Origin of the sequence: Amycolatopsis sp. YIM 10, assembly GCF_009429145.1 — a bacterium.
In the GTDB taxonomy this organism is placed as follows: Bacteria; Actinomycetota; Actinomycetes; order Mycobacteriales; family Pseudonocardiaceae; genus Amycolatopsis.
On record NZ_CP045480.1, the window covers coordinates 1702346 to 1728336 of the forward strand.

The 25991-nt window shown below is 71.0% G+C and carries 24 protein-coding genes; 14 read left to right on the plus strand and 10 right to left on the minus strand.

The window, feature by feature from the left end:
- Positions 1-6: 6 nt before the first annotated feature.
- Complete coding sequence (locus YIM_RS08445; RefSeq protein ID WP_194240083.1) at positions 7-2004, plus strand: BTAD domain-containing putative transcriptional regulator; 1998 nt, start codon at positions 7-9, stop codon at positions 2002-2004.
- Between the two features lie 150 nt (positions 2005-2154).
- Here YIM_RS08445 and YIM_RS08450 read toward each other — a convergent pair whose 3' ends face one another.
- Both YIM_RS08450 and YIM_RS08455 read right to left on the minus strand, forming a co-directional pair.
- Positions 2155-3363: a GGDEF domain-containing protein gene (locus tag YIM_RS08450; RefSeq protein WP_228004630.1), complete on the minus strand. Its 1209-nt coding sequence runs from the start codon at positions 3361-3363 to the stop codon at positions 2155-2157.
- Between the two features lie 729 nt (positions 3364-4092).
- Positions 4093-5301 carry an MFS transporter gene (locus tag YIM_RS08455; RefSeq protein ID WP_153029798.1) on the minus strand — a complete coding sequence of 403 codons (1209 nt, stop codon included), beginning with the start codon at positions 5299-5301 and terminating at the stop codon, positions 4093-4095.
- Between the two features lie 422 nt (positions 5302-5723).
- On the opposite strand from YIM_RS08455, the gene YIM_RS08460 reads away from it, so the two are divergent.
- Positions 5724-6620 (plus strand): SDR family NAD(P)-dependent oxidoreductase, encoded by an 897-nt coding sequence (locus tag YIM_RS08460; RefSeq protein ID WP_153029799.1) that lies wholly within the window; start codon positions 5724-5726, stop codon positions 6618-6620.
- A gap of 55 nt (positions 6621-6675) precedes the next feature.
- On the opposite strand, the gene YIM_RS08465 is transcribed toward YIM_RS08460, so the two are convergent.
- The 7 genes from YIM_RS08465 to YIM_RS08495 all read right to left on the minus strand — a co-directional run bounded on the left by YIM_RS08465 (position 6676) and on the right by YIM_RS08495 (position 15436).
- Positions 6676-8535 carry a long-chain fatty acid--CoA ligase gene (locus tag YIM_RS08465; RefSeq protein WP_153029800.1) on the minus strand — a complete coding sequence of 620 codons (1860 nt, stop codon included), beginning with the start codon at positions 8533-8535 and terminating at the stop codon, positions 6676-6678.
- A gap of 164 nt (positions 8536-8699) precedes the next feature.
- Positions 8700-9887 (minus strand): TetR/AcrR family transcriptional regulator, encoded by a 1188-nt coding sequence (locus YIM_RS08470; RefSeq protein WP_153029801.1) that lies wholly within the window; start codon positions 9885-9887, stop codon positions 8700-8702.
- Between the two features lie 31 nt (positions 9888-9918).
- On the minus strand, positions 9919-11751 hold the full coding sequence (locus YIM_RS08475; RefSeq protein WP_153029802.1) for an AMP-binding protein: 1833 nt from the start codon (positions 11749-11751) through the stop codon (positions 9919-9921).
- 74 nt (positions 11752-11825) lie between these two features.
- On the minus strand, positions 11826-12974 hold the full coding sequence (locus YIM_RS08480; RefSeq protein ID WP_153029803.1) for an LLM class flavin-dependent oxidoreductase: 1149 nt from the start codon (positions 12972-12974) through the stop codon (positions 11826-11828).
- Between the two features lie 2 nt (positions 12975-12976).
- On the minus strand, positions 12977-13999 hold the full coding sequence (locus tag YIM_RS08485; RefSeq protein WP_153029804.1) for an ABC transporter substrate-binding protein: 1023 nt from the start codon (positions 13997-13999) through the stop codon (positions 12977-12979).
- Positions 13983-14696, minus strand: a complete 714-nt coding sequence (locus YIM_RS08490; protein WP_153029805.1) for an ABC transporter ATP-binding protein — start codon at positions 14694-14696, stop codon at positions 13983-13985. The genes YIM_RS08485 and YIM_RS08490 overlap by 17 nt, the downstream gene beginning before the upstream one ends.
- The gene (locus YIM_RS08495; protein WP_228004631.1) at positions 14681-15436 is read right to left on the minus strand and encodes an ABC transporter permease; all 756 of its coding nucleotides are present in this window, start codon (positions 15434-15436) and stop codon (positions 14681-14683) included. Before YIM_RS08495 ends, YIM_RS08490 begins: the two co-directional genes overlap by 16 nt.
- 1352 nt (positions 15437-16788) lie before the next feature.
- Here YIM_RS08495 and YIM_RS08500 point away from each other — a divergent pair.
- The 12 genes from YIM_RS08500 (at position 16789) to YIM_RS08555 (ending at position 25396) form a co-directional block, all read left to right on the plus strand.
- A complete protein-coding gene (locus YIM_RS08500) occupies positions 16789-19335 on the plus strand; it encodes a nitrate- and nitrite sensing domain-containing protein (RefSeq protein ID WP_153029806.1) in 2547 nt (848 codons plus the stop codon).
- Entirely contained in the window at positions 19335-19751 is a 417-nt protein-coding gene (locus YIM_RS08505) for a roadblock/LC7 domain-containing protein (RefSeq protein ID WP_153029807.1), read from the plus strand. The genes YIM_RS08500 and YIM_RS08505 overlap by 1 nt, the downstream gene beginning before the upstream one ends.
- Positions 19748-20110, plus strand: coding sequence for a DUF742 domain-containing protein (locus YIM_RS08510; RefSeq protein WP_153029808.1), 363 nt, complete (start codon positions 19748-19750; stop codon positions 20108-20110). Before YIM_RS08505 ends, YIM_RS08510 begins: the two co-directional genes overlap by 4 nt.
- Positions 20091-20696: an ATP/GTP-binding protein gene (locus tag YIM_RS08515; RefSeq protein ID WP_153029809.1), complete on the plus strand. Its 606-nt coding sequence runs from the start codon at positions 20091-20093 to the stop codon at positions 20694-20696. The genes YIM_RS08510 and YIM_RS08515 overlap by 20 nt, the downstream gene beginning before the upstream one ends.
- Before the next feature lie 63 nt (positions 20697-20759).
- The gene (locus tag YIM_RS08520) at positions 20760-21260 is read left to right on the plus strand and encodes a methylated-DNA--[protein]-cysteine S-methyltransferase (protein WP_153029810.1); all 501 of its coding nucleotides are present in this window, start codon (positions 20760-20762) and stop codon (positions 21258-21260) included.
- A gap of 1 nt (position 21261) precedes the next feature.
- Complete coding sequence (locus tag YIM_RS08525; RefSeq protein ID WP_228004632.1) at positions 21262-21753, plus strand: RNA polymerase sigma factor; 492 nt, start codon at positions 21262-21264, stop codon at positions 21751-21753.
- Complete coding sequence (locus tag YIM_RS08530; protein WP_153029811.1) at positions 21734-22327, plus strand: methylated-DNA--[protein]-cysteine S-methyltransferase; 594 nt, start codon at positions 21734-21736, stop codon at positions 22325-22327. The genes YIM_RS08525 and YIM_RS08530 overlap by 20 nt, the downstream gene beginning before the upstream one ends.
- A complete protein-coding gene (locus tag YIM_RS08535) occupies positions 22324-22620 on the plus strand; it encodes a hypothetical protein (RefSeq protein ID WP_153029812.1) in 297 nt (98 codons plus the stop codon). The genes YIM_RS08530 and YIM_RS08535 overlap by 4 nt, the downstream gene beginning before the upstream one ends.
- A 71-nt stretch (positions 22621-22691) precedes the next feature.
- Complete coding sequence (locus YIM_RS08540; RefSeq protein ID WP_153029813.1) at positions 22692-23312, plus strand: RNA polymerase sigma factor; 621 nt, start codon at positions 22692-22694, stop codon at positions 23310-23312.
- Positions 23309-23536: an anti-sigma factor gene (locus tag YIM_RS08545; RefSeq protein ID WP_153029814.1), complete on the plus strand. Its 228-nt coding sequence runs from the start codon at positions 23309-23311 to the stop codon at positions 23534-23536. Before YIM_RS08540 ends, YIM_RS08545 begins: the two co-directional genes overlap by 4 nt.
- A gap of 31 nt (positions 23537-23567) precedes the next feature.
- Complete coding sequence (locus YIM_RS08550; RefSeq protein WP_153029815.1) at positions 23568-24755, plus strand: MFS transporter; 1188 nt, start codon at positions 23568-23570, stop codon at positions 24753-24755.
- Positions 24756-24784: 29 nt separating this feature from the next.
- Positions 24785-25396, plus strand: a complete 612-nt coding sequence (locus YIM_RS08555; RefSeq protein ID WP_153029816.1) for a superoxide dismutase family protein — start codon at positions 24785-24787, stop codon at positions 25394-25396.
- A gap of 6 nt (positions 25397-25402) precedes the next feature.
- Here YIM_RS08555 and YIM_RS08560 read toward each other — a convergent pair whose 3' ends face one another.
- The gene (locus YIM_RS08560; RefSeq protein WP_153029817.1) at positions 25403-25972 is read right to left on the minus strand and encodes a hypothetical protein; all 570 of its coding nucleotides are present in this window, start codon (positions 25970-25972) and stop codon (positions 25403-25405) included.
- Between the last annotated feature and the right edge of the window lie 19 nt (positions 25973-25991).

Genomic DNA, 25991 nt, shown 5'->3' on the forward strand with positions numbered 1-25991 from the left:
GCCACCGTGGAGCGGGATGAGGGCGGATTCGGGGCGGTGCTGCGCGCGCACCGGAGCCGGGCGCGGCTGACCCAGCGGGATCTGGCGGAGCGGTCGGGCATCAGCCTGCGTGCGATCCGGTACCTCGAGCAGAACCGCGTCGAACGGCCGCGCCGGGATTCGCTGCGCCGGCTGGCCGATGCGCTGGACCTGCCCGGCGCGGTGGCCGCGGCCTGGGCGGGCGGTGAGTTCCGGCTGCCGCCCGATCAGCTGTCGGTCGGTGTGCTCGGCCCGCTCACCGTGGCCAGGGAAGGCACCTCGCTGGAACTGGGACCGGCCAAGCAGCGGTGCCTGTTCGCCCTGCTGGCACTTCGGGCGGGCGAAGTGGTCGACCGCGCGGAGATCATCGACGCGCTCTGGGGCGACCGGCCGCCGTCCAGCTGCCTGAACCTGGTGCACACCTACGTTTCCGGGCTGCGGAAGGTGCTCGAACCCGAGCGCGGCGGGCCGTTCGCCCCGGCGCTGCATTCCAGTTACGGCGGTTACCGGCTCGACGTCGCGGATCTCGACCTGGACCGCTTCGACGGGCTGGCCCGCCGGGCGCGGGCGATCCGGTTCTCGGAACCGTTGCCCGCACTGGACTTGTTCGCGCAGGCGTTGCGGGAGTGGCGTGGTCCGGTGCTGGCCGGGTTGCCGGCGAACCTGCGGTCGCACCCGGTGGCGGTGGCCGCGGCGCGGCGGCGGCTGGTGACCGCGCTCGACTACGCCGACACCGCGCTCGCCGCCGGCGAAGCCGCCGACGCGGTCGAGCACCTCCAGTTGCTGGCCGAGGCGGAACCCTGGCACGAAGGGCTTTCCGCGCGGTTGATGCTGGCGCTGGCCGCGTCCGGGCAGCAGGCCGCGGCGCTCGCGTTGTTCGCCGAGGTCCGGCAGCGGCTGGCCGACGAGCTGGGCGTCGGCCCCGGTGCCGAGTTGCGGGCGGCGCACCTGCGGGTGGTGCGGGGCGAACTCGGGGCGAGCGGCCCGGTGCCCGCGCAGTTGCCCGCCGACGTGCCGGGTTTTGTCGGCCGGACCGCCGAACTCGCGTTGCTCGACCAGCCGGCGCCGATCACCGTGGTCGAGGGCGGCGCGGGCGTCGGCAAGACCGCGCTGGCGGTGCGCTGGGCCCATCGCGTCCGCGCCCGGTTCCCCGACGGGCAGTTGTACGTGAACCTGCGTGGCTGCGGTCGTGAGCCGGTCCGGCCGCTGGAGGTGCTCGCCCGGTTCCTGCGCGCGCTCGGCGTGCCGGCGGACGGTGTGCCGAGCGACGTGGAGGCGGCGGCGAGCCGGTACCGCGCCCGCCTGGCCACCCGTGCCGTGCTCGTGGTGCTGGACGACGCGGTGAACCTCGAGCAGGTGCGCCCGCTGCTGCCCGGCAACCCGGCGTGCCCGACGCTGATCACCAGCCGCGAACCGCTCGCCGCGGTCGAGGGGGCCCGCCGGTTCACCCTCGAACCGCTCGACGAGGCCGACGCGCGCCTCCTGCTGGCCGGAATTCTTGGTGGCGAACGGGTGACATCTGAACCGGCGGCGGTGGGCGAATTGGTGACGCTGTGTGGTCGGCTGCCGCTGGCCCTCCGCCTCGCCGCGGCCAATCTCGGCGCCGCGCCCGGGTCCGGGGTGGGCGCCTACAACGCGGCCGTCCGCGCCCACGCCAGGCTGCGGACGGCCACCGACCCGGTGCGGACGGCGTGCGAACTCTGCTACGCCAGGCTCGATCCGCGTGCCCGGCGTTTGTTCCGCCTGCTGAGCCTGGTGCCGGGAACCGATTTCCCGCCGGAGGTCGCCGAGACCCTGCTGGGTGACGCTGGAGGGGGTCGGGTGCTGTCGCGGTTGGTAACCGCGAATTTGGTCGCGGAACCGGCGCCGGGCCGGTTCCAGTTCCACGACCTCCTTCGTGAGTACGCGACCGAGCGCGCGATGGCCGAAGAAGGGGAGCGGGAGCTGGCCGAGGCATTGTCCAGGCTGCGCAGAACCCCGCAATAGTGCATTGGCATCAGGCCGGGTAAAGGAGATTCATGCCACTGTGTGGAACCGCCGCCGGAAAAATCCCCTGACCACCGCGTATTCGACGACGGCGATTGTCGGTAACGGTGTAATTGGTTCGGACCTATGACCTGGAGGGCCGGACCTGGACTAGCTCTCTCGGGGCCGCGAGGTGCTGCCGTCGGCGAAGCGGACCTGGTTCCGGCCGCCCTCCTTCGCGTCGTAGACCGCCGAGTCGGCGGCCTGCAACAGCGCCTCCAGGGTGTCCCCGTGCCGGGGGTGGAGCGCCACCCCGATCGAGGTGGTGCGCCCGGAGATGGTGGTCGGGTCACCGCGCTTGTCGGTGCTGTCGATGCTCAGCGCGGCGATCGTGTGCAGCACGCGCTCGGCCGCCAGCTTCGCCGCGGTGTGGTCGATTTCGGGCAGCAGCACGAGGAACTCCTCGCCGCCGAACCGGCCGACCACATCGGACGGTCGTGTCACCTGACCGAGTGCCTCGGCCACCGCGCGGAGCACGTCGTCCCCGGCCGGGTGGCCGAACGTGTCGTTGATCCACTTGAAGTGGTCCAGGTCGATCATCAGCAGGGCGAGGCTGTCCTCGGCGCCTCTGGTCCTGGACAGCGCTCGCTCGGCGGATTCCGACCAGCCACGCATGTTCAGCAGGCCGGTCTTCGGATCGGTGCGCACGTCGTCCTGGAGCTGGTCCAGCTCGGCCAGCCGGTTGAAGACCACGGTGACCACCGCCATGATCGCCACCGTCGGCGGCATGGTGACCAGCAGGATCGCGGTCATCGCGCCGAGTCCGGTGGTCACCGCCTCCAGCAGGTTGTCCGCCTTGCTGCCGAGGATCGTGGTCGCGTTCGGCCGGGAGGTGGAGCTGACCGCGATCACGCCGCCGACGTAGATGATCTGGATCGCCTCGTAGATCACCGCGGTGAGCACCACCAGCGCGAACTCGCGCAGCGAGCCGCCGATGGTCAGCGAGGTCCAGTCCTGCGGGCCGAGGTCGGCGAAGGCCAGGTGCGCCACCGCCGCGGCCAGGCTGTGCGAGATGGTGGAGAAGACGAAGTTGTGCGCCGGGCGGCGGGCGGTGAACCAGCGTTGCCCCCGGATGATGACCACCAATGCGACGATCAGCGGTACCGGAATGACCAGTACGGCCGGGAAGATCCACACCGCGGTGAGGTCGATCAGAACTGTTTTCGTACGACTGCGGCGACGTTCTTCCTGCCGCTGGGTCAATTGGATGTGAATGGTCGCGCCCGCCACGAGAATGGCGAACCTGATCCAGTCGAGACCGTTCGGTGAATCGGAGACGGAAAATGCGTAGACCAGGCCGGTCGCGGCGATCGTCTCCATTGTCAGCAGATAGGCGATTACCCTTTTCGGGCGTTGCCAGATACCCCATGCGCGTGGATCGAAGGGGTGCTTTCGTGCACTCGGTGAATTCTTCCCGCTTGCGCTCTCGGCAGGCTCCGCCGGGCTCGCGCCCGCCGGGTTCGGCGGCGGTGCGGAGCCGGCCGCTCCCGGCGCCGGAGCGGATTCACCGGCCGCCCGTGGCGGGGGGTCCCCGGGCTTCAGTGCCATCGGCGCACCTCCCGTCCACCCGGGCCCGAGCACCTGGGTAACCTTTCCGGTACGCGAGCGGGCACCGGATCGACCTTCACGACCGGTACCATCTCACGGCACCGGAAGCGCAAGGCAGGACGGGATGCGAGCCCAGGTGTTGTGACTGTCGCAGCGGGGCGTGCATGAGCGAAGATGCTGCCAGCGTCTTCGTGACCGACAATGGAACGATGCGGGTATGTGTGGTTTTCTTCCGCGAGGAGGTGTTCCCAGTGGCGGGTCGTGACTACTGATCTCTGAATGTAATGGTTTTGCGCTGGCGCTTGTGCTGGGAGGTGTTCGACGTGACCGGTCGTGACTACTGACGTGGATTCTGTTGGCGATTCCCCGAGGTTTGTTGTGCCGAGGAGGTGTTTCAGGTGGCTGGACGTGACTACTGAGTTCCCGAGAGTTGCCTCGCCATCCGGCGATGCCGTGCTTATCTTGTCGGCGCCGGCGGCGCCGTCGTTACCGCGATCCATGTCAGCCCGGGACGTCCGGGTCGGCCGGGTCGGCCGGGTCGCCGCCACGGCGGGCGCGTGCCCATGACACGGCCAGCGGTATCCCCAGCACCACCCCCAGCGCGCCGCCGATCGCGATCGCCGCGGTGGCCGAACCGGCCAGCTGCGCGAGCGCACCGCCGAGCGCGGCACCGACGCCCTGGGTCACCCGCAGACCGGTGCGGTAGAGCCCACCGGCACCACCCCTGAGTTCGTTGGGCACCCACGTGATGAACGTGGCCCCGACGGTGACTATGTAGGCCCCGGCGACCCCGGCCAGCGCGAGCGCGGTCAGCGCCAGCACCAGGCCAGGATCGACGGCGAAGACGAGCAGGATGGCGTTCGGCACGATGGCCAGCACGCCGATCACCCGGCGGCGGACCTCCGCGCGCACGTAGTTCGACAGCAGGAAGACCCCGAGGATGAAGCCGAGCGGGTCCGCGGCGAGCAGCCAGCCGACGGCCTCCGGTGGTGCCCCGATCTCCTCGGCCAGCGGTGCCGCGAGCCCTTCCGGGATCATCGCGAAGCCGACCAGCCAGGACAGGCCCAGCAGCACCCGCAGCCGCCGCTGCCCGGAGACCCAGCGGATCGCGCCGAACCACGGATCGTCGCCGTTGCCCGCCGCGTCCCGGCGGGCCACCCGCAGCCGGATCACCAGCGCGCTGATCGCGAAGGTGGCCGCGTCGATGGCCAGCGTCCAGCTCACCCCGATGGTGGTGACCAGCGCGCCGGCCCCGATCAGCCCCAGCAGCATGGCCAGGTTCGTGGTGATGCCGCGGATGTCCTGGCTGCGCAGGTACAACTCGTCGGAGGTGAACACCTCCCTGGTCAGCGCGTTCTGCGCGGCGTTGGCCGGCGCGCCGAACAGGCGCGCGAGCACGACCAGCGCGACCAGCGCGACCAGCGGGGTGCCCGGGATGGCCATCACCCCGACCACCACCGCCTGCGCGGCGGCGCAGCTCCACAGCACGGTGCGGCGCGGATAGCGGTCGGCCAGCTGAGCCAGGCCCAGCCCGCCCGCGAGCGCGGGCAGGTAGGTCATCGCGTAGGCGAGCGCCGCCCACAGCGGTGAGCCGGTGCGTGCGTAGACGGTGATCGCCAAGGCGACGGTGGTCAGCTGATCGCCCGCCACGGACTGGGCCTCGGCCAGCCAGAGCGTACGGAACTCGCCGTTCCGGAGTACCGCCCGCATCCGAGGAGGAGCGTTCGTCTTCACCGTCAGTCTTCTTCCCCCCGATCGGGTGAACTTGCTCGGGCAGTGCATTGTGTCCTGCGGGTCTGAAGGCTCTGACAGTGCCTTCACCCGGACGACACGTCCGGCGACGTTCAGTATGACGTTCACCACTGCGTAGCGAGAACCCCACCTCAGTAGTAAGCCTGCGAACGTGTTCGCCCCGTTACCGAGGGTGGCGCCGTTCGGAGTGACCGAGTGACCCGTGCGGCGATATCACTGCGCCGATCAGGCTCACTCGTTCGGCGCAGGCAGGCTGCCGTTCGTCTCCGAAGCCGCGCGCCGATGACCCTTCGTGGCCAACACTGGACGTGAGGGCCGGTCGCAGCGGGTGACCAAATCCGCGCGCGCCCGGCCAGGGGACGCACAGGAGGTCCAGGGCGATGAACGGATTGCTCGAACACAAGGCGGTCGTGGTCACCGGGGGCGGGCGGGGGCTGGGCGAGGCCTTCGCGGTGCACGCCGCGCAGGCCGGGGCCGCGGTGGTGGTCAACGACGTGGACGCCGACCTCGCCGAGCGGACCGCGGCGGGCATCCGGGCGCACGGCGGCCGGGCGGTGGCCAGCGGGCACAGCGTGGCCGATCCGGTGCAGGCGAGAGCCATCATCGACCGCTGCGTGACCGAGTTCGGCCGGATCGACGGGCTGGTCAGCAACGCCGGGCTCAACTACGAAGCGCTGCCGTGGGAGGAGGACCCGGCGCAGGTGCGGGAACTGGTCGAGGTCAACGTGCTCGGCGTGATGTACACCGGCATGGCCGCGGCCGAGGCGATGGTGGCGCAGGGTGGTGGCGGCTCCATCGTGAACATCTCCTCCGGTGCCTCGCTCGGCCAGCGGAAGCTCGGCGTGTACGCCGCCAGCAAGGGCGCGGTCGCCTCGCTGACCTACTCCTGGGCGCTCGACCTGGAGGAGGTCGGCATCCGGGTGAACGCCGTCTGCCCGCTCGCGCACACCCGGATGGTCTGGAAGTCGGAGCGCTCCCTGCGCAACTGCCCACCGGACCGCACGCCGTCGCGGATCGCCCCGCTGGTGCTGTTCCTGCTGGGCGACAACTCGGCGGGCATCACCGGGCAGATGATCCGCTGCAACGGCCCGCAGCTGCACATCGTCGGCCAGCCGCACCTGAAGGCGCCCATCCTGGAGCGCCCGGTGTGGGACACCGAGAGCGTGGAACGCGCCTTCGACGAGGTGTTCAGCGCGCACCTGGAGCCCTACGGCCTGGAGAAGCGCGTCCCGCCGAAGCTGCGGAAGTGGACGGAGAACCCGCTGAGGACCGCCTGAGCCGGGGGCCGGGCGATCCCGGCCCTCGGCTAAGTGGTGATCGTGACCACTGAGGTCAGGCGGTGGGGGCGGGCGCACCGGCGTACAGGTCGGCGATGGCCGGGCCGTAGCGCTCGTTGATCACCCGGCGCTTGAGCTTCAGCGTCGGGGTCAGCTCGCCGGTTTCCGGGGTCCACGCCTTCGGCAGCAGGTGGTACTTCTTGATCTGCTCGACGCGCGCCAGGCGGTTGTTCGCCGACTCGACCGCCCGGTCGATCTCGGCGCGGATGCCGGGATGAGCGGCCAGTTCGGCGGGATCAGCGGGATCCTTCACCTCGATGCCGTTCGCCGCCGCCCACGCCGGGGCGATCTCGTCGTCGAGCACGATCAGCGCGGAGATGAACGGCTTCGAGTCGCCGATGGCCACCGCCTGCCCGATCAGCGGGTGCTCCTTGAGCAGGCCCTCGATCCGGGTGGGCGCGATGTTCTTGCCGCCGGAGGTGATGATCAGTTCCTTCTTGCGGTCGGTGATGAACACGTAGCCGTCCTCGTCGACGGTGCCGATGTCCCCGGTGGCCAGCCAGCCCTCTTCGTCCACAGCGGACTTGATCGAGCCGTCCGGCTGCAGGTAACCGAGGAACACGATCGGCCCGCGGACCAGTAGTTCGCCGTCCTCGCCGACCTTGACCTCCACGTCGGCGACCGGGCGGCCGACGCTGCCGGCGCGGAACCCGCTCGCGGTGTTCGAGGTGGCCGCGCCGGTGGTCTCCGACAGGCCCCACACCTCTTCGATCTCCACGCCGAGCCCGGCGATGAAGTAGAGGACCTCGACCGGCAGCGCGGCGGCACCGCTGGAGGCCAGCAGCAGCCGGTCCAGCCCGAGCATCTTGCGCACCGGGGCGAGCACCGCCTCGTCGGTCTGCGCGATCCGCTCGGCGAGTTCGGCGGGCACCGGCTTGCCCGCGCTGCGGAGCTTGTAGCCCTCCTGCAGCAGTTCGTTGGCCGCGGTGAGCGCCTTGCGGTTCTCCTCCGGCGCGGCGGCGAGCATGTTCCGCAGCCCGGCGACCATCTTCTCCCAGACCCGCGGCACGCCGAAGAAGCCCTGCGGGCGCACGCGCCCGAGCGCGGCCACGATGCCGCTCGGATCCGCCAGCGTGTGCACGTGCCCGGCGTAGGTGATCGGCATGTAGAGGGACAGCTCGCGCTCGGCGATGTGCGCCAGCGGCAGGTAGCCGACGGTGTCCACGTGCATGGGGGTGTCGTGCAGGTGGTGCACCGCGTACGCCTCGTGGATGGCGTTGCGGTGCGAGAGCACCACGCCCTTCGGCTCACCGGTGGTGCCCGAGGTGTAGATCATCGAGAGCGGGTCGTCCGGCGCGATGCGCTGCCAGGTCTCCTCGAACACCGACGGGTCGGCGGCGTGCAGTTCCGCACCCCGCGCGCGCACCTCGGCGAGGCTGACGAACCGCTTGTCGTCCGAGGGAACGGCGTCGGCGTCCATCACCACCACGTGCCGCAGCGCGGGCAGGTCGTCGAAAACGGTGCGCCAGCGCTCGAGTTCGGTCGCGCCGCCGAGCACCACCACACCGGCGGCGCTGTGCGTGGCCACGAACCGGATCTGCTCGGGGCTCAGCGTCGAGTAGGCGGTGCAGGGGATCGCGGCCAGGTGGGTGGCGGCGAGGTCGGCGACCAGGTGCTCCGGCCGGTTCGCCGCCATGATCAGCATCCGGTCGCCGGCGGTGAGCCCGAGTTCACCGAGACCCCGCGCCACCGCGGCGATCTCGTCGCGCAGCGCGGCCCAGGTCAGGGTCGGCAGGTCCGCGTCGTCGAGCGAGGTCAGTGCCGGGTGATCGCCGTACTCGGCGGCGTTGCGGGCGAGCAACTTCGGAATGGTCTGGCCTTCGGCTTGGTGCGCAACGGACGAGGACGTGGTCAACGCTGGCCTCCCTGGTCGGCTTTCGGGCCACTGTAAATGCTTGTTAACAAAACCGGAAGACCGGCTGGTCCGGTCGTTGCAGCCGGTCAGGATTCCACCAACCGGCCAGACATACCGTTTGGTCGGTCCATCGGCTGGGACGACGGTCACGGCGCGAATGACGGTTAACTTGTCAGCAGTGCGGTGACCAGTTCGCCACCGAAGGCCGGACCGGTCAGCGGTGGCTGGGCGCGGGCGAGATCGGTGACCACGTTGAGCGCCGCGTACACCCGCAGCCGGGTCTCCGCGGCCGGTTCGTCACCACGGGACGAGCCGACCAGCCGCACCCACTCGTCGACGTGGCGCCGCTGCGCCGCCCGCAGCGTTTCGCGGTCGCCCGGCGGCAGGTTGTCGTTCTCGGACAGATATACGGAGACCAGTCCCGCCTGGTCGAAGGCGATGCGCACGTAGGTCGGGATCAGCCGCTCCAGCGCCTCACCGGGATCGCGCGCCCCGGTCAGCGCGGTGGTGGCCGCGTCGGACAGCCGTTCGGTGGCCCGGTGGTAGATCGCCGCGAGCAGATCGCCCTTGCCGGCGAAGTGGCGGTACAGGCTGGAGGCGTTGATCCCGGCCCTGGTGCCGATCTCCTCCATGCTCACCGCCTGGAAACCACGCTGGTGGAACAGGTGCACGGCCTCGGCCAGCAGCCGTTCGCGGCGGGAGACCAGCCTCAGCATCTCCTCGCGAGGGCGTTCGGCCCGCGGTTCCGGGGCGGGCGGTCCGGGCAGTGCCAGCACGGTCGCGGCCAGTTCACGGACGACCGCCTCCGTGCGCCCCTTCGGCAGGCCGATGCGATGCGTGCTCAGGCTGCCGAGCACGCTGAACGTGGCCAGCGTCAGCAGCGTGGCCGACGTGGTGTCGAGTTCCGGGCGGACGTCGAGCAGCAGCGCGCGCACCGAGCGCACGGCCACCCGCGTGCGCGCGGTGGCCGCCCGGCGCTCGTCGTCGGGGAGGTGCCTGTCCTCCCATTGGTACAGCCTGGTGACGGTGCGGCGGTCGACCGCGAAGGCCGCCAGGTTCCGCAGCGCGGAGTCCAGTCGTCCGGCGGGCGTCCGGGCGTCCTCGGCCGGGACCGCCGCGGCGGCCAGCCCGTCGGACAGCTCGCCCACCGCGTGCGCCAGTATCGCCTGCTTGGTGCGGAAGTGCCGGTAGATCGCGGGACCGGTGATGCCGACCGCGTCGGCGATCTCGTCCACCCCGACGCTGTGGTAACCGCGGCGGCAGAACAGTTCGGCGGCGGCCAGCGCGATCTGCGCCTTCCGGTTCTTCGGCCGCCGGGCGCGGTCGGCCGGGGATGAGGTCGGAGCTGCCATCGAGGGCAGCCTACGCGCCCGGCCGCCCGATTCACCCCAGATCGACCACCTGCGGTCCGGGCGAGGCTTCGTAAAGCCCGTCGATCTCGGTCCGGTACTTGTCCGCGATCGGCTTGCGGCGCAAGGACATCTTCGGGGTCAGCTCGTCGCCGCCCGGGTCCCAGGCGGACGGCACGATCAGGAACCGCTTGACCTGCTCGGCCCGGTTGAGCTTCTGGTTGCCCGCGCGCACCGCCTCGGCGATCGCCGCGCGCACACCCTCGTTCTGCGCGGCCACACCGACCGACGGGTCCGACAGCCCGAACTCGCTCGCGCGGGCGGCCACCATCTCCGGGTCGAGCACCACCAGCGCGGTCACGTAGGCCTTCGCGTCACCGATCGCCACCACCTGCGCGATCAGCGGTGACGCCGCCTTGAGCGCGTTCTCGATGTTGGTCGGCGACATGTTCTTGCCGGCCTCGTTGATGATCAGTTCCTTCTTGCGGTCGACGATGGTGACAAAGCCGTCCGCGTCGATGGTGGCGATGTCGCCGGTGTGCAGCCAGCCGTCGGCGTCGATCGCCTCGGCGGTCTTGTCCGGCTGCCCGTGGTACCCGGGCGTGATCAGCGCGCCGCGGCAGAGCAGTTCGCCGTCCTCGGCGAGCTTCAGCTCGACGCCCTCCATCGCCTTGCCGACCGAGCCGATCTTGAACGCGCCCGGCGCGTTCGTGGTGGCCGCGGCGGTGGTCTCGGACATGCCCCACACCTCGTACACCGGCAGCCCGAGGCCGAGGAAGTACTCCAGCGTCTCCGGCGGGATCGCGGCCGCGCCGGAGACCGCCCAGCGCAGCTCGTTCAGGCCGAGCGCGTGCCGCAGCTTGCTCAGCACGATCTTGTCCGCGATCGCGTGCTGGATCTTGTCGGCGGGCGAGAGCTCGCCGCCGGAAGCCTTCGCGACGGCGACCCGGCGGCCGACGCCGATCGCCCAGTTCGCCAGGTTCCGCTTCACCGCCTTGGGTTCCGCGGCCAGTTTGGTCTCGATGCCACCGCGGATCTTCTGCCACACACGCGGGACCGCGACCCAGATCGTCGGGAGCGCGTCGGGCAGCGCGGCGGCGATCGCCCGCGGGTCGTCGACGCAGGTGATCTGCACACCGCGCACCAGGTTGAGGTAGTGCGCCGACATCCGGTCGGCCACGTGCGCGCTGGGCAGGTACGAGGTGATCCGGTCGTCCAGGCCGGGTTCGAGGTGCGGCAGCAGCGCGCGGGCTTCGGCCATCACGTTGGCGTGGGTGATCTCCACGCCCTTCGGCGGCCCGGTGGTGCCCGAGGTGTAGATGAGCGTGGCGACGTCACCCGGTTCCACGGCCTTCCACGCGGCGTCGAGGTCGAAGTCCTCCGCGCCCGCGGATTCCAGCTGGGCCAGGGTGATCGTGCCCTCGGCTTCACCGTCGACCAGCACCACGTGGTCCAGTTTCGCGCCGGACGCGGTGATCCGGTCGAGGAACTGCCGCTCGGTGATCACCACCTGGTTCTCCGCGTTGCCGAACAGGTAGGCGATCTGCTCGGGGGAACTGGTGTTGTAGATGGAGAACGGCGTCGCCCCGAGGTGCAGGGCGGCGGTGTCGACCAGGTGCGCCTCCGGCCGGTTGCTCAGCATCATGCCGACCGTGGCGCCACGGGTGACGCCGTGCGCGGCCAGCCCGGCGGCCAGCGCGCGCACCCGCTTCTCGTACTCGCGCCAGGTGATTTCCTGCTTCCCGCCGGGGACCCGCAGTGCCACCGCGCCGGGGCGCATGCGCGCCGTCCGCTGGAAAGCCTCGCCGAGGGTGCGCACCGTGCCGCCCGCCGCGTGCGGGCACTCGACACCGGCCACGTCCGTCATCACTGACCTCCACTCGTCACCTGCGATTGGTGCAGGCTAATAGCGCAGCGTGAAAACGGACACCGCTCGCATGGTCACAAGGCGGCCACGAACCGGTCGGGCAGCGCGGTTTCGGGCTGGCCGCCGAGCAGGCCGCGTCGCCGGAGTTCGGGGCGCACGCCCTCGCCGAACCAGTACGCCTCCTCCAGATGCGGATAACCGGACAGCACGAACTCGTCCACGCCGAGCGAGTGGTACTCCTCGATCAGGTCGGCGACTTCGGTGTGGCTGCCCACCAAAGCGGTTCCCGCGCCACCGCGGACCAGACCGACACCCGCCCACAGGTTGGGGTGAATTTCCAACCCGCGGACTCCGGCGTCGAGCTTTCCGCCGTGCAGCGCCACCATTCGGCGCTGACCGACCGATTCACTGGCGGCGAGTTGTTCCTGCGCCTTGGCCACCTGCCGCGGGTCGAGCGCGTCCAGCAGTTTCTGCGCCTCGCCCCACGCTTCGGCCGAGGTGTCGCGGGAGATGGTGTGCAGCCGGATGCCGAAGCGCGGTTCACGACCCAGCCGCGCGGCGAGTTCGCGGACCTTGGCGATCTTCTCGGCGACCTGCGCCGGCGGTTCGCCCCAGGTGAGGTAGACATCGGCGTGCCTGGCGGCCACGGGCAGCGCGGCGGGCGAGGAGCCGCCGAAGTACACCGAGGGCACCGGATCCGGTGGGGCGAGCAGGGTCGCGCCCTCGACCTTCAGGTGCTCGCCGTCGAAGTCGAACGGCTGCCCGCTCCACACCCCGCGCACGATGGACAGGAACTCGTCGGTCCTGGCGTACCGCGCGTCGTGGTCGTGCCAGTCGCCGAACCGGCGCTGCTCCACCGCGTCGCCGCCGGTGACCACGTTGAGCAGCAGCCGCCCGCCGGACAGTCGCTGGTAGGTCGAGGCCATCTGCGCGGCGAGGGTGGGGGAGATGACGCCGGGCCGGAAGGCGACCAGGAACTTCAGGCGCCGGGTCTCGCGGATCAACGCGGCGGTGCTCAGCCAGGCGTCCTCGCACCAGGTGCCGGTCGGCGTCAGCACGCCTTCGAAGCCGAGGTGCTCGGCCGCCCGCGCGACCTGCGCCAGGTAGTCGATGCTCGGCTGCCGTTGCGCGCTCGGGCCGAGCGATCGGTTGGCGTGGAAGCGTTCCACGATCGTCCGGCCGTCGCCGGTGGTCGGCAGGAACCAGTGCAGGCGCACGCTCATCTCTACTTCTCCCTAACGGTTCGCAGGTCTTCGGAGTAGCGCTGGTCGGCGAAGGCGGCGAAGTCGATCGTGCCGGGCAGGAGCTTCTCGTCGGAGAAGGCGTTCGCCAGGTCCTGTTCGGACTTGAGCACCTGGTCGTCCAGTGCCACCGGCAGTTCCACGCCCCGTGCCGTGGCGGCGTTGGTGACTTCCGGTTTGAGACCCGTTTCCGCGGCCCACGCGGCCGCCCACTCCGGACGGTGCGTGTCGGCCCACTTCTGCGCCTTGGCCACCCTGGCGACGTACTCGCGCAGCGCGGAGTTCTTGCCGGGGTCCGCGAGCGCGTCACGACCGGCCACCTGGAACACGTAACCGTTGGTCTTGCCGACACCGTCGGCCAGCACCCGCGCGCCGGACTCCTGCTGCGCCTGCGAGGTGTAGGGATCCCAGACGGCCCAGGCGTCGATGGCCTTCTGGCCGAACGCGGCGAAGGCGTCGGCCGGTTGCAGGTACGACAGCTTGACGTCCTTTGTGGACAAACCGGCGGCACGCAGGGTGTAGAGCACCTGGCCGTGCGCGGAGCTGCCCTTGGCCACCCCGATGGTCTTGCCCTTCAGCTCGGAGACGTCGCGCAGCGGGGAATCCGGGGGCACGAGCAGCGCGTCGTCGGCCACCGGGGCCTGCGCGGCGGCGACCACGGAGATCTTCGCGTCGGCCGCGGCGGCGAAGATCGGCGGGGTGTTGCCGACGCGGCCGATGTCGATCGCGCCCGCCGACGCCGCTTCGAGCAGTGGTGGTCCCGAGGTGAAGGTGGAGAACTCGATCTTGTACGGCAGGTCGTCGAGCAGTCCGGCCGCGGTGAGCAGGGATTTCACCCCGCCCTTCTGATCGCCGACCTTGAGCGTGACGTTCGCCAGTTCGGCCGGGCCGACCGGGGCCGGTACCGCCGCGGTGGTGGACTCGGCCGGAGCGCCGCAGCCCGCCAGCACCGCCACCGCCACCGCGGCGATGGCAGTCAGTGTCAGTGTCCTATATGGCTTGCGCATGTTCGGTAACTCCTAGGTCGGCGAGCACTCGCGCGCGGGTATCGAGGTGGTCGGCGAGTTGCCGTGGTCTCGGGTGCGTCAGCACGTGTTCCGCGCCGATGCGGCCGTCATCGAGTACGAGCACGCGGTCGGCCAGCAGCAGCGCCTCGTCCACGTCGTGGGTCACCAGCAGCACCGCCGGGTGGTGGCGCTGCCAGAGGTCTTCGACCAGCCGGTGCATGGCCAGCCTGGTCAGCGCGTCGAGCGCGCCGAACGGTTCGTCCAGCAGCAGGAGGTCCGGCTCGCGGACCAGCGCGCGGGTGAGCGAAAGTCGTTGCGCCTCACCGCCGGACAGCGTGCGGGGCCAGTCGTCCGCGTGTTCCTCCAGCCGGACCTCGCGCAGGGCGCGCAAAGCGAGTTCACGGTCGGTGCCGTGGCCGGGCAGGCCGAGCACGACGTTGCGCCACACCCGTCGCCACGGCAGCAGCCGCGGTTGCTGGAACGCCACCGAAACCGCGCCACGGACGGTCGCCGATCCGCCGATCTCGGTGTCCAAACCGGCCAGTACGCGCAGCAGGGTGGACTTGCCGGAACCGCTGCGGCCGAGCAGTGCGACGAACTCGCCCCGCGCGATCTCCAGTTCCAGTCCATTGAGGACGGTGCGGGTGCCGAACTCCCGGCTCAGCCCGCGTGCTTCGACGATCAGATCCCGCGCCATCGCAGTGCCCTTCCTTCCAGCAGCCGGACCAGCGCGTCGGTGGCCAGCCCGAGTGCGGCGTAGACGATCAGCCCGACCACGATCACGTCGGTGCGCAGGAACTCGCGCGCGTTGTTGATCAGGTATCCGAGCCCGGCGTCCGCGTTGACCTGCTCGCCGACGATCAGCGAGAGCCAGGCGATGCCGAGTGACTGCCGCAGTCCGACCAGTGTCTGCGGGACCGCGGATGGCAGCACCACGTGCCACAGCCGTTCCGCCCTGGTGTAACCGAGCGCGGTGGTCGCCTCGACGAGTTGGTCGTCGACGGTGCGGATGCCGGAGTGGACGTTCAGGTAGAGCGGGAACGCGACGCCGAGCGCGACCAGCACGATCTTCGGTGCCTCGCCGATGCCGAACCACAGGATGAACAACGGGATCAGGCCGAGGAACGGCAGCGTGCGCAGCATCTGCACGGGCGGGTCGACGAGCAGGTTCCCCCACCGCGACAGCCCGGCGATGATGCCGAGCACCAGCCCGGCCGAGGCGCCGATGGTGAAGCCGATCAGCACTCTGGTGACCGAAACGGCGAAGGCCTCGCCGAGTTCACCGGTTCCGGCGACCTCGACACCCGCTTCCAGCACGGTCAGCGGTGAACTCAGTTTTTCCGGTGGCAGCAGGCCCGAGCCGCTGGCGAGCTGCCACAGCACGAGCAGGACCAGCGGGCTGATCCAGCGCAGCAGCCCGGAATGGCTTGTGGACACGGCAAAATCTCCCGTTCGGATGCGGGATCGTTGGCAGGGATGGGATTGCTTCCTGAAGGTGGCCCGAGTCTGCGGCCCGCCACGACGCCGGGCAAGGACTCCCGGATGATGGACCGCTCGCCTGCAGACCGGGATCGCCGCCGCACTCCGCACCGGCGCTGCTGCGGGGCGCGCGCTCGCCGGGGATCTCGTAGCGCCGACCCCGGCGCGGCGCTCGCCGGGCCTTGCTGCGCCGAACCCGCCGCGGCGCTCGCCGGGCCCTGCGGCACCTCGGCGAGCCCGCCGCGGCGCTCGCCGAGGTGCCGCGGTGCCGAGCCCGCCACGGTGTGCGGCGCCCGGCTGGGAAATGGTGGTGCTGAGCCCGCCGCGGTGTGCGGCTCGGCGGGGGACATGGTGGTGCTGAGCCCGCGGTGGGTTGCGGCGCTCGCCGGGGACGTCCGGGCGGTGACCCCGGCGCGCCCGGACGGCGCCATGGTGGCGCCCGAGGCCGGCGGGCGGCCTTCGCCCCAGGGCGCAGATGATCGCGGGCACCGTCGCTGCCGCCGCGAGTGGACTGTGCCGGTGCCCGCCAGTGCGTACCGTGGTGGCGGGCGAGGCCGCGCCCGCGGGTGGACTGCGCCGGTGCCGACCTCCGTCGGCGCGGGTGCGCGCCGGGGTGGCGGGCGGCGCCCGGGGGCGTTCACCGGGGCTGGCTCACCCCGCTCCAGCGGCCCGGCCGCGTCAGGCGTTTTCGCGACGATGGTCGTGAACCGCCGCTCGGCACCCGCCGGCGCGCTGGGCGGAACGGCGCAACCGGCTCCGCCGTCCGACCGGAAACGCCGCGTAGTTCGCCCGCGGCTATTCGGGACTGGTCTCCAATTACTCCACGCGCGCGTTACGGATACGCCCGCGAAAGGTTCTGGTGACGATTCTCACCGCAACTTCATTGACGATCTTGCCCGGTGCGAACAAAATAGCGGGTGCGCGAATTCGCGCCTCCCGCGCAGCGGTCACCGGCCCGTGCGCCGACCCGTCGGCGTGCGGTATGCTACCCGAGGGTAATATGCCGTGACCAGGGCGTCGCGCCCGGTAGTCGGCAACGTGCGCGGCACCAGGGAGGACCGGCCGAAAGGGGCTGTCCGTTGACTCAGGTTGGCCTATTTCCGGTTCGATCTTTCGGCGGTCAAAGATCAACCGACCGGTTGGTCTGTACGGAGTAGCGGATTTGACTCCCGCTGGCCCCGCTGCCTAATGTCTTTGCCGCCAAGCGGACCGGGGACAGTTCGGAAGAGCTGATCCGGCTAGCTGACCCCGGGTGTGGGGACCTGGGATCGACTCATATCAAGGAACAGCCGGAAGGAATACGGACCGCGGTGAAGAAGCACCCCACTCGGCGCACCTCGTCGATCCGCTCACGCGTACTCGCCATCGCCCTCGTCCCGAGCATCGCCCTGCTCGCCGTGGGCATCGCGCTCTCCGGCTACCTGGTCTACGACGCCGTCCAGGTCCGTGACAAGGCGAACCAGGTCCGCGACATCGAGCGCCCGGCGGTGCTGTTCTTCGCGAACTTCCAGGAGGAGCGCAGGCTCAGCCTGAAGGAACTGGCCAGCCCCGGTTCCGAGCGCGCCGCGCTCGGCCCGCAGCGCACCAAGGTCGACGCGGCCGCGCAGGAGGTCCTCTCCCGGCTGCAGGCCATGTCCGGTGACGCGGCCCCGGACGTGCAGAAGAACATCGTCGGCGCGGCCACCCAGCTCGGCCAGCTGCCGCAGTTCCGCCAGCAGATCGACAACGGCCAGCCGCAGCTGAGCGAGGCCTACGGCTACTTCAACGGCATCATCGACCTGTTCACCGACGGCCTCAACGGCCTCGCCCAGGACGCGCCCAACGCCCAGATCGCCTTCCTCCGGGTCATCGCCGTCCCGCTGTTCTCCAGCGCCGACCGGATGCAGCGCGGCGACGCGCTCGCCGCGGCCGGGGTGGCGGGCGGCGGCCTCACCGAAGCCGACTTCCGCACCTACATCGGTGAGATCGGGGCCTACCGCGCCGAGCTGACCGGTGCCGTGCCGCGAATGCCAGCCGACGTCAAGGCGAAATACGACCAGCTGCTGGCCAGCCCCGCGTGGAACACCGTGACCACGGTGGAGAACGCCTTCCTGCGCGGCAACCAGACCGTGCTGCCGGTGGCGGAGCAGGAGTGGCGCACCGCCGCCCGCGACGTCGGCAGCGCGATGATGGGCCTGTTCATCCAGCAGAGCGGGCAGGCCACCACGCTGGCCATCGACGACGCCGACGACACACTTCTCACCTCGATCATCGCGGCCGCCGTCGCGCTGCTGGTCGCCATCGCGGTGTTCTTCTTCGCGCTGCGCCTGTCCAACCGGCTCATCGGCAGGCTGGCCCTGCTGCGCGAGGAAACCCTCGACATGGCCGACACCCGGCTGCCCGAACTGGTCGACCGGGTGCGCGCGGGCGAGGACGTCGACCTCGACAACGACGTGCGCTTCCTCGACCACGGCTCGGACGAGATCGGCCAGGTCGCCGCGGCGTTCAACCGCGCCCAGCAGACCGCCATCGCGGCCGCCATCGACGAGGCGAAAACCCGTGAGGGCACCAAAACCGTCTTCCTCAACATCGCCCACCGCAGCCAGGTCATCGTGCACCGCCAGCTCAAGGTGCTGGACCAGGCCGAGCGCAAGCAGGAGGACCCGGACCAGCTGGACACCCTGTTCCAGCTCGACCACCTGTCCACCCGCGCCCGCCGCAACGCGGAGAACCTGATCATTCTCGGTGGCGGTCAGCCGGGTCGGCAGTGGCGCAAGCCGGTCAGCCTGGCCGCGGTGGTCCGCGGTGCCTCCGCCGAGACCGAGGACTTCACCCGCGTCGGCGTGGCGAAGCTGCCCCAGGTGGCGATCAACGGCCCGGTGGTCGGCGACCTGGTGCACCTGCTCGCCGAGCTGATCGACAACGCCACCTCCTTCTCCCCGCCCGAGTCCCGGGTGGAGATCCGCGGCAACGTGGTCGGCCGCGGTGTGGTCATCGAGGTCGAGGACCAGGGCCTCGGCATCGAGCCCGACCACCTGGCCGAGCTGAACGAGATGCTCACCGATCCGCCGGACTTCGGCATCATGGCGCTGTCCGACGAACCGCGGCTCGGCCTGTTCGTGGTGGCGCGGCTGGCCGTGCGCCACGGCATCGCGGTCACCCTGCGTGAGTCCGCCTACGGGGGCACCAGGGCGATCGTGCTGGTCCGGTCGGAGCTGCTCGGCAAGCTCGACGAGCCGGAACCCGAGGAAGACGACGTCGACGTGCCCCGGCAGCAGGAGCGGCGGCCGCTGCGCCGGCCGGAGCAGCCGCTGCTGAGCACCCCGCCGTCGTCGGCCTCGCTGCCGCCCATGCCCAAACTGCCCCAGCCGCCCGAGCGCCCGGCGCCCGAGGCGACCCCGCCGTGGCCGACGGAGTCCCAGGCCAACGGCAGACTGCCCGAACCGCCGCCGCGCGAGCGCGAAGACCTGTTCCGCCCGCGGCACCAGTTGCTTCCGCAGGATCCGCCGCCGGAGAACGGCAACCGGCCGCCGGAGGTCCGCCGCCCGGCGGAGTCCCGGCCCCCGGAGTCGCGTCCGGCGGAGTCCAGGCCTCCCGGGGACGTGCGCCCGCAGCAGCCGCGCCGTCCCGGTGCGGCCGGACCGCCGCCGGCGGCGGCCGCCCCGGGGCGCCCGCCGCTGCCCCAGCGGCGGCGGCAGCAGAACCTGGTACCGCAGCTGAGAAACGACGGACCTGCGGAAATCGATGAGCAGGAGTGGGAGGAGCCGGCCGACGGTGCCGAACAGGCCCGTAACCGGCTGGCGGCCTTCCAGCAGGGCACCCGCCGCGCCAGGGAGCAGGACTTGGGCAGGCACGACAGGTATGGAGAACGAACCTAATGGTCAACGCCGGAGTCAGTGAACTCGACTGGTTGCTCGACGACCTGGTCAAGCGGGTGGCGGGCGCCGACCGTGCCGTGGTGCTCTCGGCGGACGGGCTGCTGATCGGCCGCTCGGGCAATCTGTCGGAGGAGGACGCCGAGCACCTGTCCGCGGTGGCCTCGGCCTTCCAGAGCCTGGCCAGGGGTACCGGCCGTCACTTCGGTGGCGGTAACGTGCGCCAGACCATGGTGGAGATGGATCACGCCTTCCTCTTTGTCACCGCGGCGGGGCGCGGGGCGTGCCTCGCGCTGCTCGCCGCCGAGGACGCGGACATGGGCATGGTCGCCTATGAAATGAACCTGATGGTGAAACGGGTCGGGGCCGTTCTCACCGCCGCTCCGAGAAGCGCGGCCCCGCAGCGCATGTCGCCATGACCCCGCGCCACGAGGCCTGGTTCGACGACCCGCTGGTCCGGCCGTACGCGGTCACCGGCGGGCGCACGCGGTCGGAGAACGTCTCGCTGGACCTGATCACCTTGGTGGTCGCCATGCCGTCGATCGCCGAGGCGGCGGGCATGGACCCGGAGTACGGCCAGATCGTGCGCCTCTGCCAGCGGCCGATCTCGGTCGCCGAGGTGGCCGCCAGGGTCGATCTGCCACTGCCGGTGGTCAAGGTGCTGCTGTGTGATCTGATCGAGCAGAACCTGGTGCTCTTCCGCACCGCGGCCCCGTTGACCGAAACCCCCAACAAACACGTACTGCAGGCGGTTCTTGATGGCATCCGGAAACTCTGAGGCCCGGCGCGGACTGACCGCAACCGCGGTCAAGATCCTCATCGCCGGTGGCTTCGGGGTCGGCAAGACCACGATGGTCGGCTCGGTCAGCGAGGTACCCCCGCTGCGCACCGAGGAGCTGATCACCGAGGCCTCGGCCGGCGTGGACGACCTGTCCGGGGTGGAGGCGAAGACCACCACCACGGTGGCGCTGGACTTCGGTCGGATCACCATCAACCAGGACCTGATCCTGTACCTGTTCGGCACGCCGGGGCAGGACCGGTTCTGGTTCATGTGGGACGAGCTGGCCACCGGCGCGCTCGGCGCGGTGGTGCTGGCCGACACCCGCCGGCTGGAAAGCTGCTTCGCGGCGGTCGACTTCTTCGAGCGCCGCGGGCTGCCGTTCATCGTCGGCGTCAACTGCTTCGACGGCGCCTACCGCTACGGGACCGAGGAGGTCCGCGCCGCACTGGACGTGGACCCGTCCGTCCCGCTCCTGCTGTGCGACGCGCGTGATCGCGAGTCCACCAAGCAGGTGCTGATCGTGCTGCTCCAGCACCTGCTGGCGGGCAGCGAACTGGCGGAAAGCGTGCCGTTCGCGCGCTGATCTCACGTTCCCGGCCGTCCCCGCGTCTACCCGGTACAAAGGGTTTTCGATGAAGGGACGGACATGGGTGTGCAGCACGCGGTCGTCGACTCGCCGGTGGGCGAGCTGACGGTCGTCGCCGAGGACGGTGCCCTGACCGGCGTGTACTTCGAGCAGCACCGGCGGCGCCCGCCGGAAGCCGCGCTCGGCACGCGCGACGACGCCGCGTTCGACGAGGTGAAGCGGCAGCTCGGTGAGTACTTCGCCGGGGAACGGACGCGGTTCGAGCTGTCAGACCTGCCACCGTCGCCGAAGGGCGAGCCGTTCCAGCGGCGGGTCTGGCAGCTGCTGACCGAAATCCCGTACGGCGAAACTCGCTCCTACGGCGATCTCGCCCACGAACTCGGCGATGTCTCGCTGGCGCAGGCGGTCGGCGCGGCGAACGGGCGGAATCCGCTGGCGGTCGTGGTGCCGTGCCACCGGGTGATCGGGGCCGACGGGGCGCTGACCGGGTACGCCGGTGGACTGGACCGCAAACGCTTTCTCCTCGAACTCGAGGAGCCTGCCGGAACCCGGCTGTGCTGACGTGAAGCGTCCGTTCGACGAGGTCGTGACCGAGTACGGCGCGATGGTGCTGCGTGTCTGCCGTGCCGTGCTGGGGGTGGCGGATGCCGAGGACGCCTGGTCCGAGACCTTTCTCGCCGCGCTGAAGGCGTATCCGCGACTGCCCGCGGACGCCAACGTGGAGGCCTGGCTGGTCACCATCGCGCACCGCAAGGCCATCGACGTGCGCCGGGCCGAGGCGCGGCGGGCGATCAGCACCGCCGAGGTGCCGGAACACCCCTCCACGCGAGGGCGCCCGGAGGACTGGGACGGCGACCTGTGGTCCGCGCTCGGCTCGCTGCCGGACCGCCAGCGGACCGCGGTCGCCTACCACTACCTCGGTGGCCTGCCCTACCAGGAGATCGCCGCGATCACCGGTGGCTCGGCCGACGCCGCGAGGCGCGCCGCCGCCGACGGGATCAAAAAACTCAGGTCCGTCTATCCGGGGAGTGACCATGTCCGAGCTGTTCGCTGACCTGCCCGAGATCGATCCGGCGACCACCGCGCGGCTGCGCGCGAGGCTGGTCGCGTCCGCCGAGCGCGACGGGGTGCTGGACGTCGCCTACCGCACCGTCGCCTCGCCGGTGGGGGAGTTGCTGCTGGCCGCCACCGACGCGGGCCTGGTCAGGGTCGCCTTCGCCCGCCAGGACCACGACGCCGTGCTGAAGAACCTCGCCGAGGTGGTGAGCCCGCGTGTCCTGCGCGCGCCGGGCCGTCTGGACGCCGCGGTCCAGCAGCTCGACGAGTACTTCGAGGGCCGGCGGCGCTCGTTCGACCTGCCGCTGGACTTCCGGTTGTCCAAGGGCTTCCGGCTGGCCGTGCTGACCCATCTCGCGGAGATCGGCTACGGCCGCACGGAGAGCTACGCCGAGGTCGCCACGGCCGCGGGCAGCCCGCGCGCGGTGCGGGCGGTCGGGACGGCGTGCGCGACGAACCCGTTGCCGCTGGTGGTGCCGTGCCACCGGGTGGTCCGCTCGGACGGCTCGTTCGGCGGGTACGCCGGTGGCGCCGAGGCGAAGCACCACCTGCTCAGCCTGGAAGCCGCATGACCGGACGCGGCTCGCTGACGATCGGGTGTTCGCGGGACGACGTGTGCCGGGTGCTGGCCGAGGCCGCCGCGGCGACCTGGACCGGACGTGGCGGCACCGTTTTGTCCATTGTGGACTGGCCGGAGCAGGCGGCCTCGTGGTTGCGCCAGGCCAGGCGATTCGTCGATGGCGAGCCGGACGCCTGGCTGGTGATCGCCAGACCCGGCGGCTGGGCCGGGATGCGGGACCGCCTGCTGCGCTCCACCGACTGGGACCCGGCGCGGACCGTCGCCATGCACCCGGACAGCGCTTGAGGCATCGCCGAGGAGTGCCTGGGTGCGAAGACCGCGGGCGTGACTTGCCGGACAGCGGCTAGCCTCACGCCGTGGAGCTGCCTGGGGACGAGGAACTGGTGGCGCGCCTGCGCGCCCGTGACGAGGCGGCGTTCGCGCTCGTGCTCGACAGCTGGTCCGGCGGACTGCTCCGGCTCGCGCGCTCGTTCGTCTCCACCGGCGAGTCCGCGGCCGAGGTCGTGCAGGACACCTGGCTCGCGGTGATCAAGGGCATCGACGGCTTCGAAGGCCGGTCCTCGCTGAAGACCTGGGTGTTCCGCATCCTCGTCAACACCGCGAAACGGCGGGGCAAGCGCGAGTACCGGACCATTCCGGCGAGCGATCTCGGCCCCACGGTCGACCCGGCGAAGTTCGGCGGCCCCGGCGATCCCTTCCCCGGGCACTGGCTGGAGTACCCGGCGCCGTGGCCGGGCCCGGAGCACGCCGCGCTCGACGGTGAGGTGCGCGCCGAAGTGGCCGCCGCGCTGGCGGACCTGCCCGAACGCCAGCGCGTGGTGCTCACCCTGCGCGACGTCGAGGGCTACGACTCGGCCGAGGTGTGCGCGATACTGGAGATCTCCGCGGCCAACCAGCGGGTGCTGCTGCACCGCGCACGGGCGTTCGTGCGAGGCAGACTGGACGCGTACTTCACCGGCGGGGAGGTGGCACCTTGAACTGCGAGCAGTTCGTCGAGCAGGTCACGGCCTTTCTCGACGGGGTGATGGACCCGGCTTCGGAACGCCGGTTCGTCGACCACCTCGCCGAGTGCGACGGCTGCGGCCGCTACCTCGACCAGGTCCGCGCGACCGTGCGCACCCTCGGCGACCTCCCACCGGAGAATCTGCCGCCCGAAGCGCGGGAATCCCTGCTCGCCGCGTTCCGGCGAACCGACGTGTAACGCTTCAGCATGCCGGTGACACTGCACCGGCATGCTGAAGCGAGCGCCGTCCAAGGATCCGCTGGCCACCAGGCTGTGGCCGCTGCACGTGGCGACCGCGCTCCAGGGCGTTTCGCTCTGGGTGCCGGTCGAAAAGCTCTTCCTCACCGAGATCGGCTTCGACGCCGCCGCGGTCGGGTTGATGGCTGCCGCGTACGCCGGGGTCGTCCCGCTGGTCGAGGTGTTCTCCGGAATCCTCGCCGACCGCTGGAGCAGGCGCGGGGTGCTGGTGCTCGCCAGCCTCGCGCTGGCGGTGTGCGCGCTGCTCGGCGGGCTCAGCCACGACGTGCCGTCCTACATCTTCGCCACGCTCTCGCTCGGCATCTACTTCGCGATGTACTCCGGCACGATGGACGCGATCGTCTACGACACCGTGCTCGCGGAAACCGGCGACAGCGGGCGGTTCGAGCAGCGGATCGGCCGGGTGCGGTTGATCGAGGCGGTCGCGCTGGTGGCCAGTTCGCTGGCCGGTGGCTGGCTGGCCGGCGCGTTCTCGACCCGGCTGACCTACTTCCTCACCGTGCCGTTCGCGCTGCTGTCCATCGTCGCCTACCTGGGGTTCACCGAGCCCAGGCTGCACCAGACCGGTGAACGGACCGGACTGCGCGAGCAGTTGGCGCTGACCTTCCGCACGCTCGTCCGGCGAGGGCGGCTGCTGCCGATCGTGGCGCTGGCCGTGCTCGCCGCGCTGCTCACCCAGGTGGTGTTCGAGTTCGGGCCGCTCTGGCTGGTCGCGCTCGCCCTGCCCGCGGTGCTCCACGGGCCGTACTGGGCGGTGCTGGTGTCCACCCTCGGCCTCGGCGGACTGCTCGGCGGACGGCTCGCGCTCGGCAGGCCGCGCGTGCTCGCCGCGGTGTGCGCGGGCATGCTGGCCGCGAGCCTGGTGCTCGCGCTGCCCGTCGGCATCGTTCTGGTCACCGCGGCCCAGGTGGTGCTGTCGTTGCTGGTCGTGGTGGTGACCATCCACGTCACCCGGTTACTCCACGATGCCATCCCGTCGGCCGTGCGCTCGGGCGTGGCGTCCGGCGTCGGCGCGCTCTCGTGGACGGTCTTCCTGCTGTTCGCACTGGTCATCGGGGTGCTGATGGACCGGGGCGGGCCGCAGTCGGCGGGCTGGCTGATCACCGGCACCACCGCGCTGGCCTGCCTGCTGCTGGCGGTCGTCGCCCGGCGTGATTAGTGAACGGACGATCCGGGAAGTCCAGGAGCATGCGCAGGAGCAAGGAACTGGTGATCGGGTGCGCGGCGGTGGGTCTGCTCGCCGCCGGGTGCGGGGACGAACCGGACAGTGCGGATGAAAACCCTCAGGTGAACGGCGCGGCGGCGGTCGACATCGAGCAGGAGCGGAAGCTCGCCGCGCCCGAGCAGGCGACCGACGCCTTCACCTACGACCAGGCGGCGGCGCCGGTGGGCGCGGGGCTGGGCGTCTCGGCGAGGTCGACCGGGGCGGGCACGCTGGTCGAATTCGATGCCGACGGGCTGGCGCCCAACCGCGGGTACGCCGTCCACCTGCACGCCAAGCCGTGCGGGCCGACGGGTGACGCGGCGGGTCCGCACTTCCAGAACCGGGTCGATCCGGCGGCCACCCCGGAGCAACCGTCGAAGGACCCGGCGTACGCGAATCCGCAGAACGAGTTCTGGCTCGACCTGCGCACGAACGCCGAGGGCGACGGCGAATCCCGCACCGAGGTGCCGTTCGGCTTCAGCGACCGGATACCGGCATCGGTGGTGGTGCACGCCGAGGAGCACACCGCGACCGAGCACGGCAAAGCGGGCCAGGCCGGCGGCCGGGTGGCCTGCATGACCGTGCCGTTCCGCTGACGCGGCTCAGGCCTCCCCGGCGACTTCCGCGGTGACCCGATCCTCTTCGAGGATCTTGTTGGCTGCCTCCAGTTGGCTGACGATCTGGGCGCGCAGGTCCTCGGCCTCTTCCGACCTGGCCCGCGCCTCCGCGAGGATGCGCTCCACCTCCGCCGCGGCCTCGGCCTTCCGCACCTCGATGCTGTGCAGTGCCTCCCGTCGCCGCGCGGACATCGCGAGTTCGAAATCCAGTTCGGTCTGCTTCCGGCGCTGCTCGTCCCGCTCGCGCTGGGCGTGCGCGGTGGCTCTGATCTCGGTGGCTTCCAGCCGGGCGAGTTCCATCATGTGCCGGAGCCGCTCGGTCAGCCCGTCGGGCTCGATCGGCGTCTGGCACACCCGGTCGAGTGCCTCCTGGAGTTCCTGGTTGTCCTCGAGCAGCACCGCCACCTGCTTTTCGAGGTCTTCCACTTGGGACACCGCGGCTTCGTGGCTCGCCACCGCCTCGGCCAGCTCGGCTCTCAGTTCTTCCAGACACTGCTCGACCTGACCGCGGTGATAACCGCGCCACACCACGCCGAAGTCGGGGTTCTCCGCCACGTCACCTCCAGAACCTCGG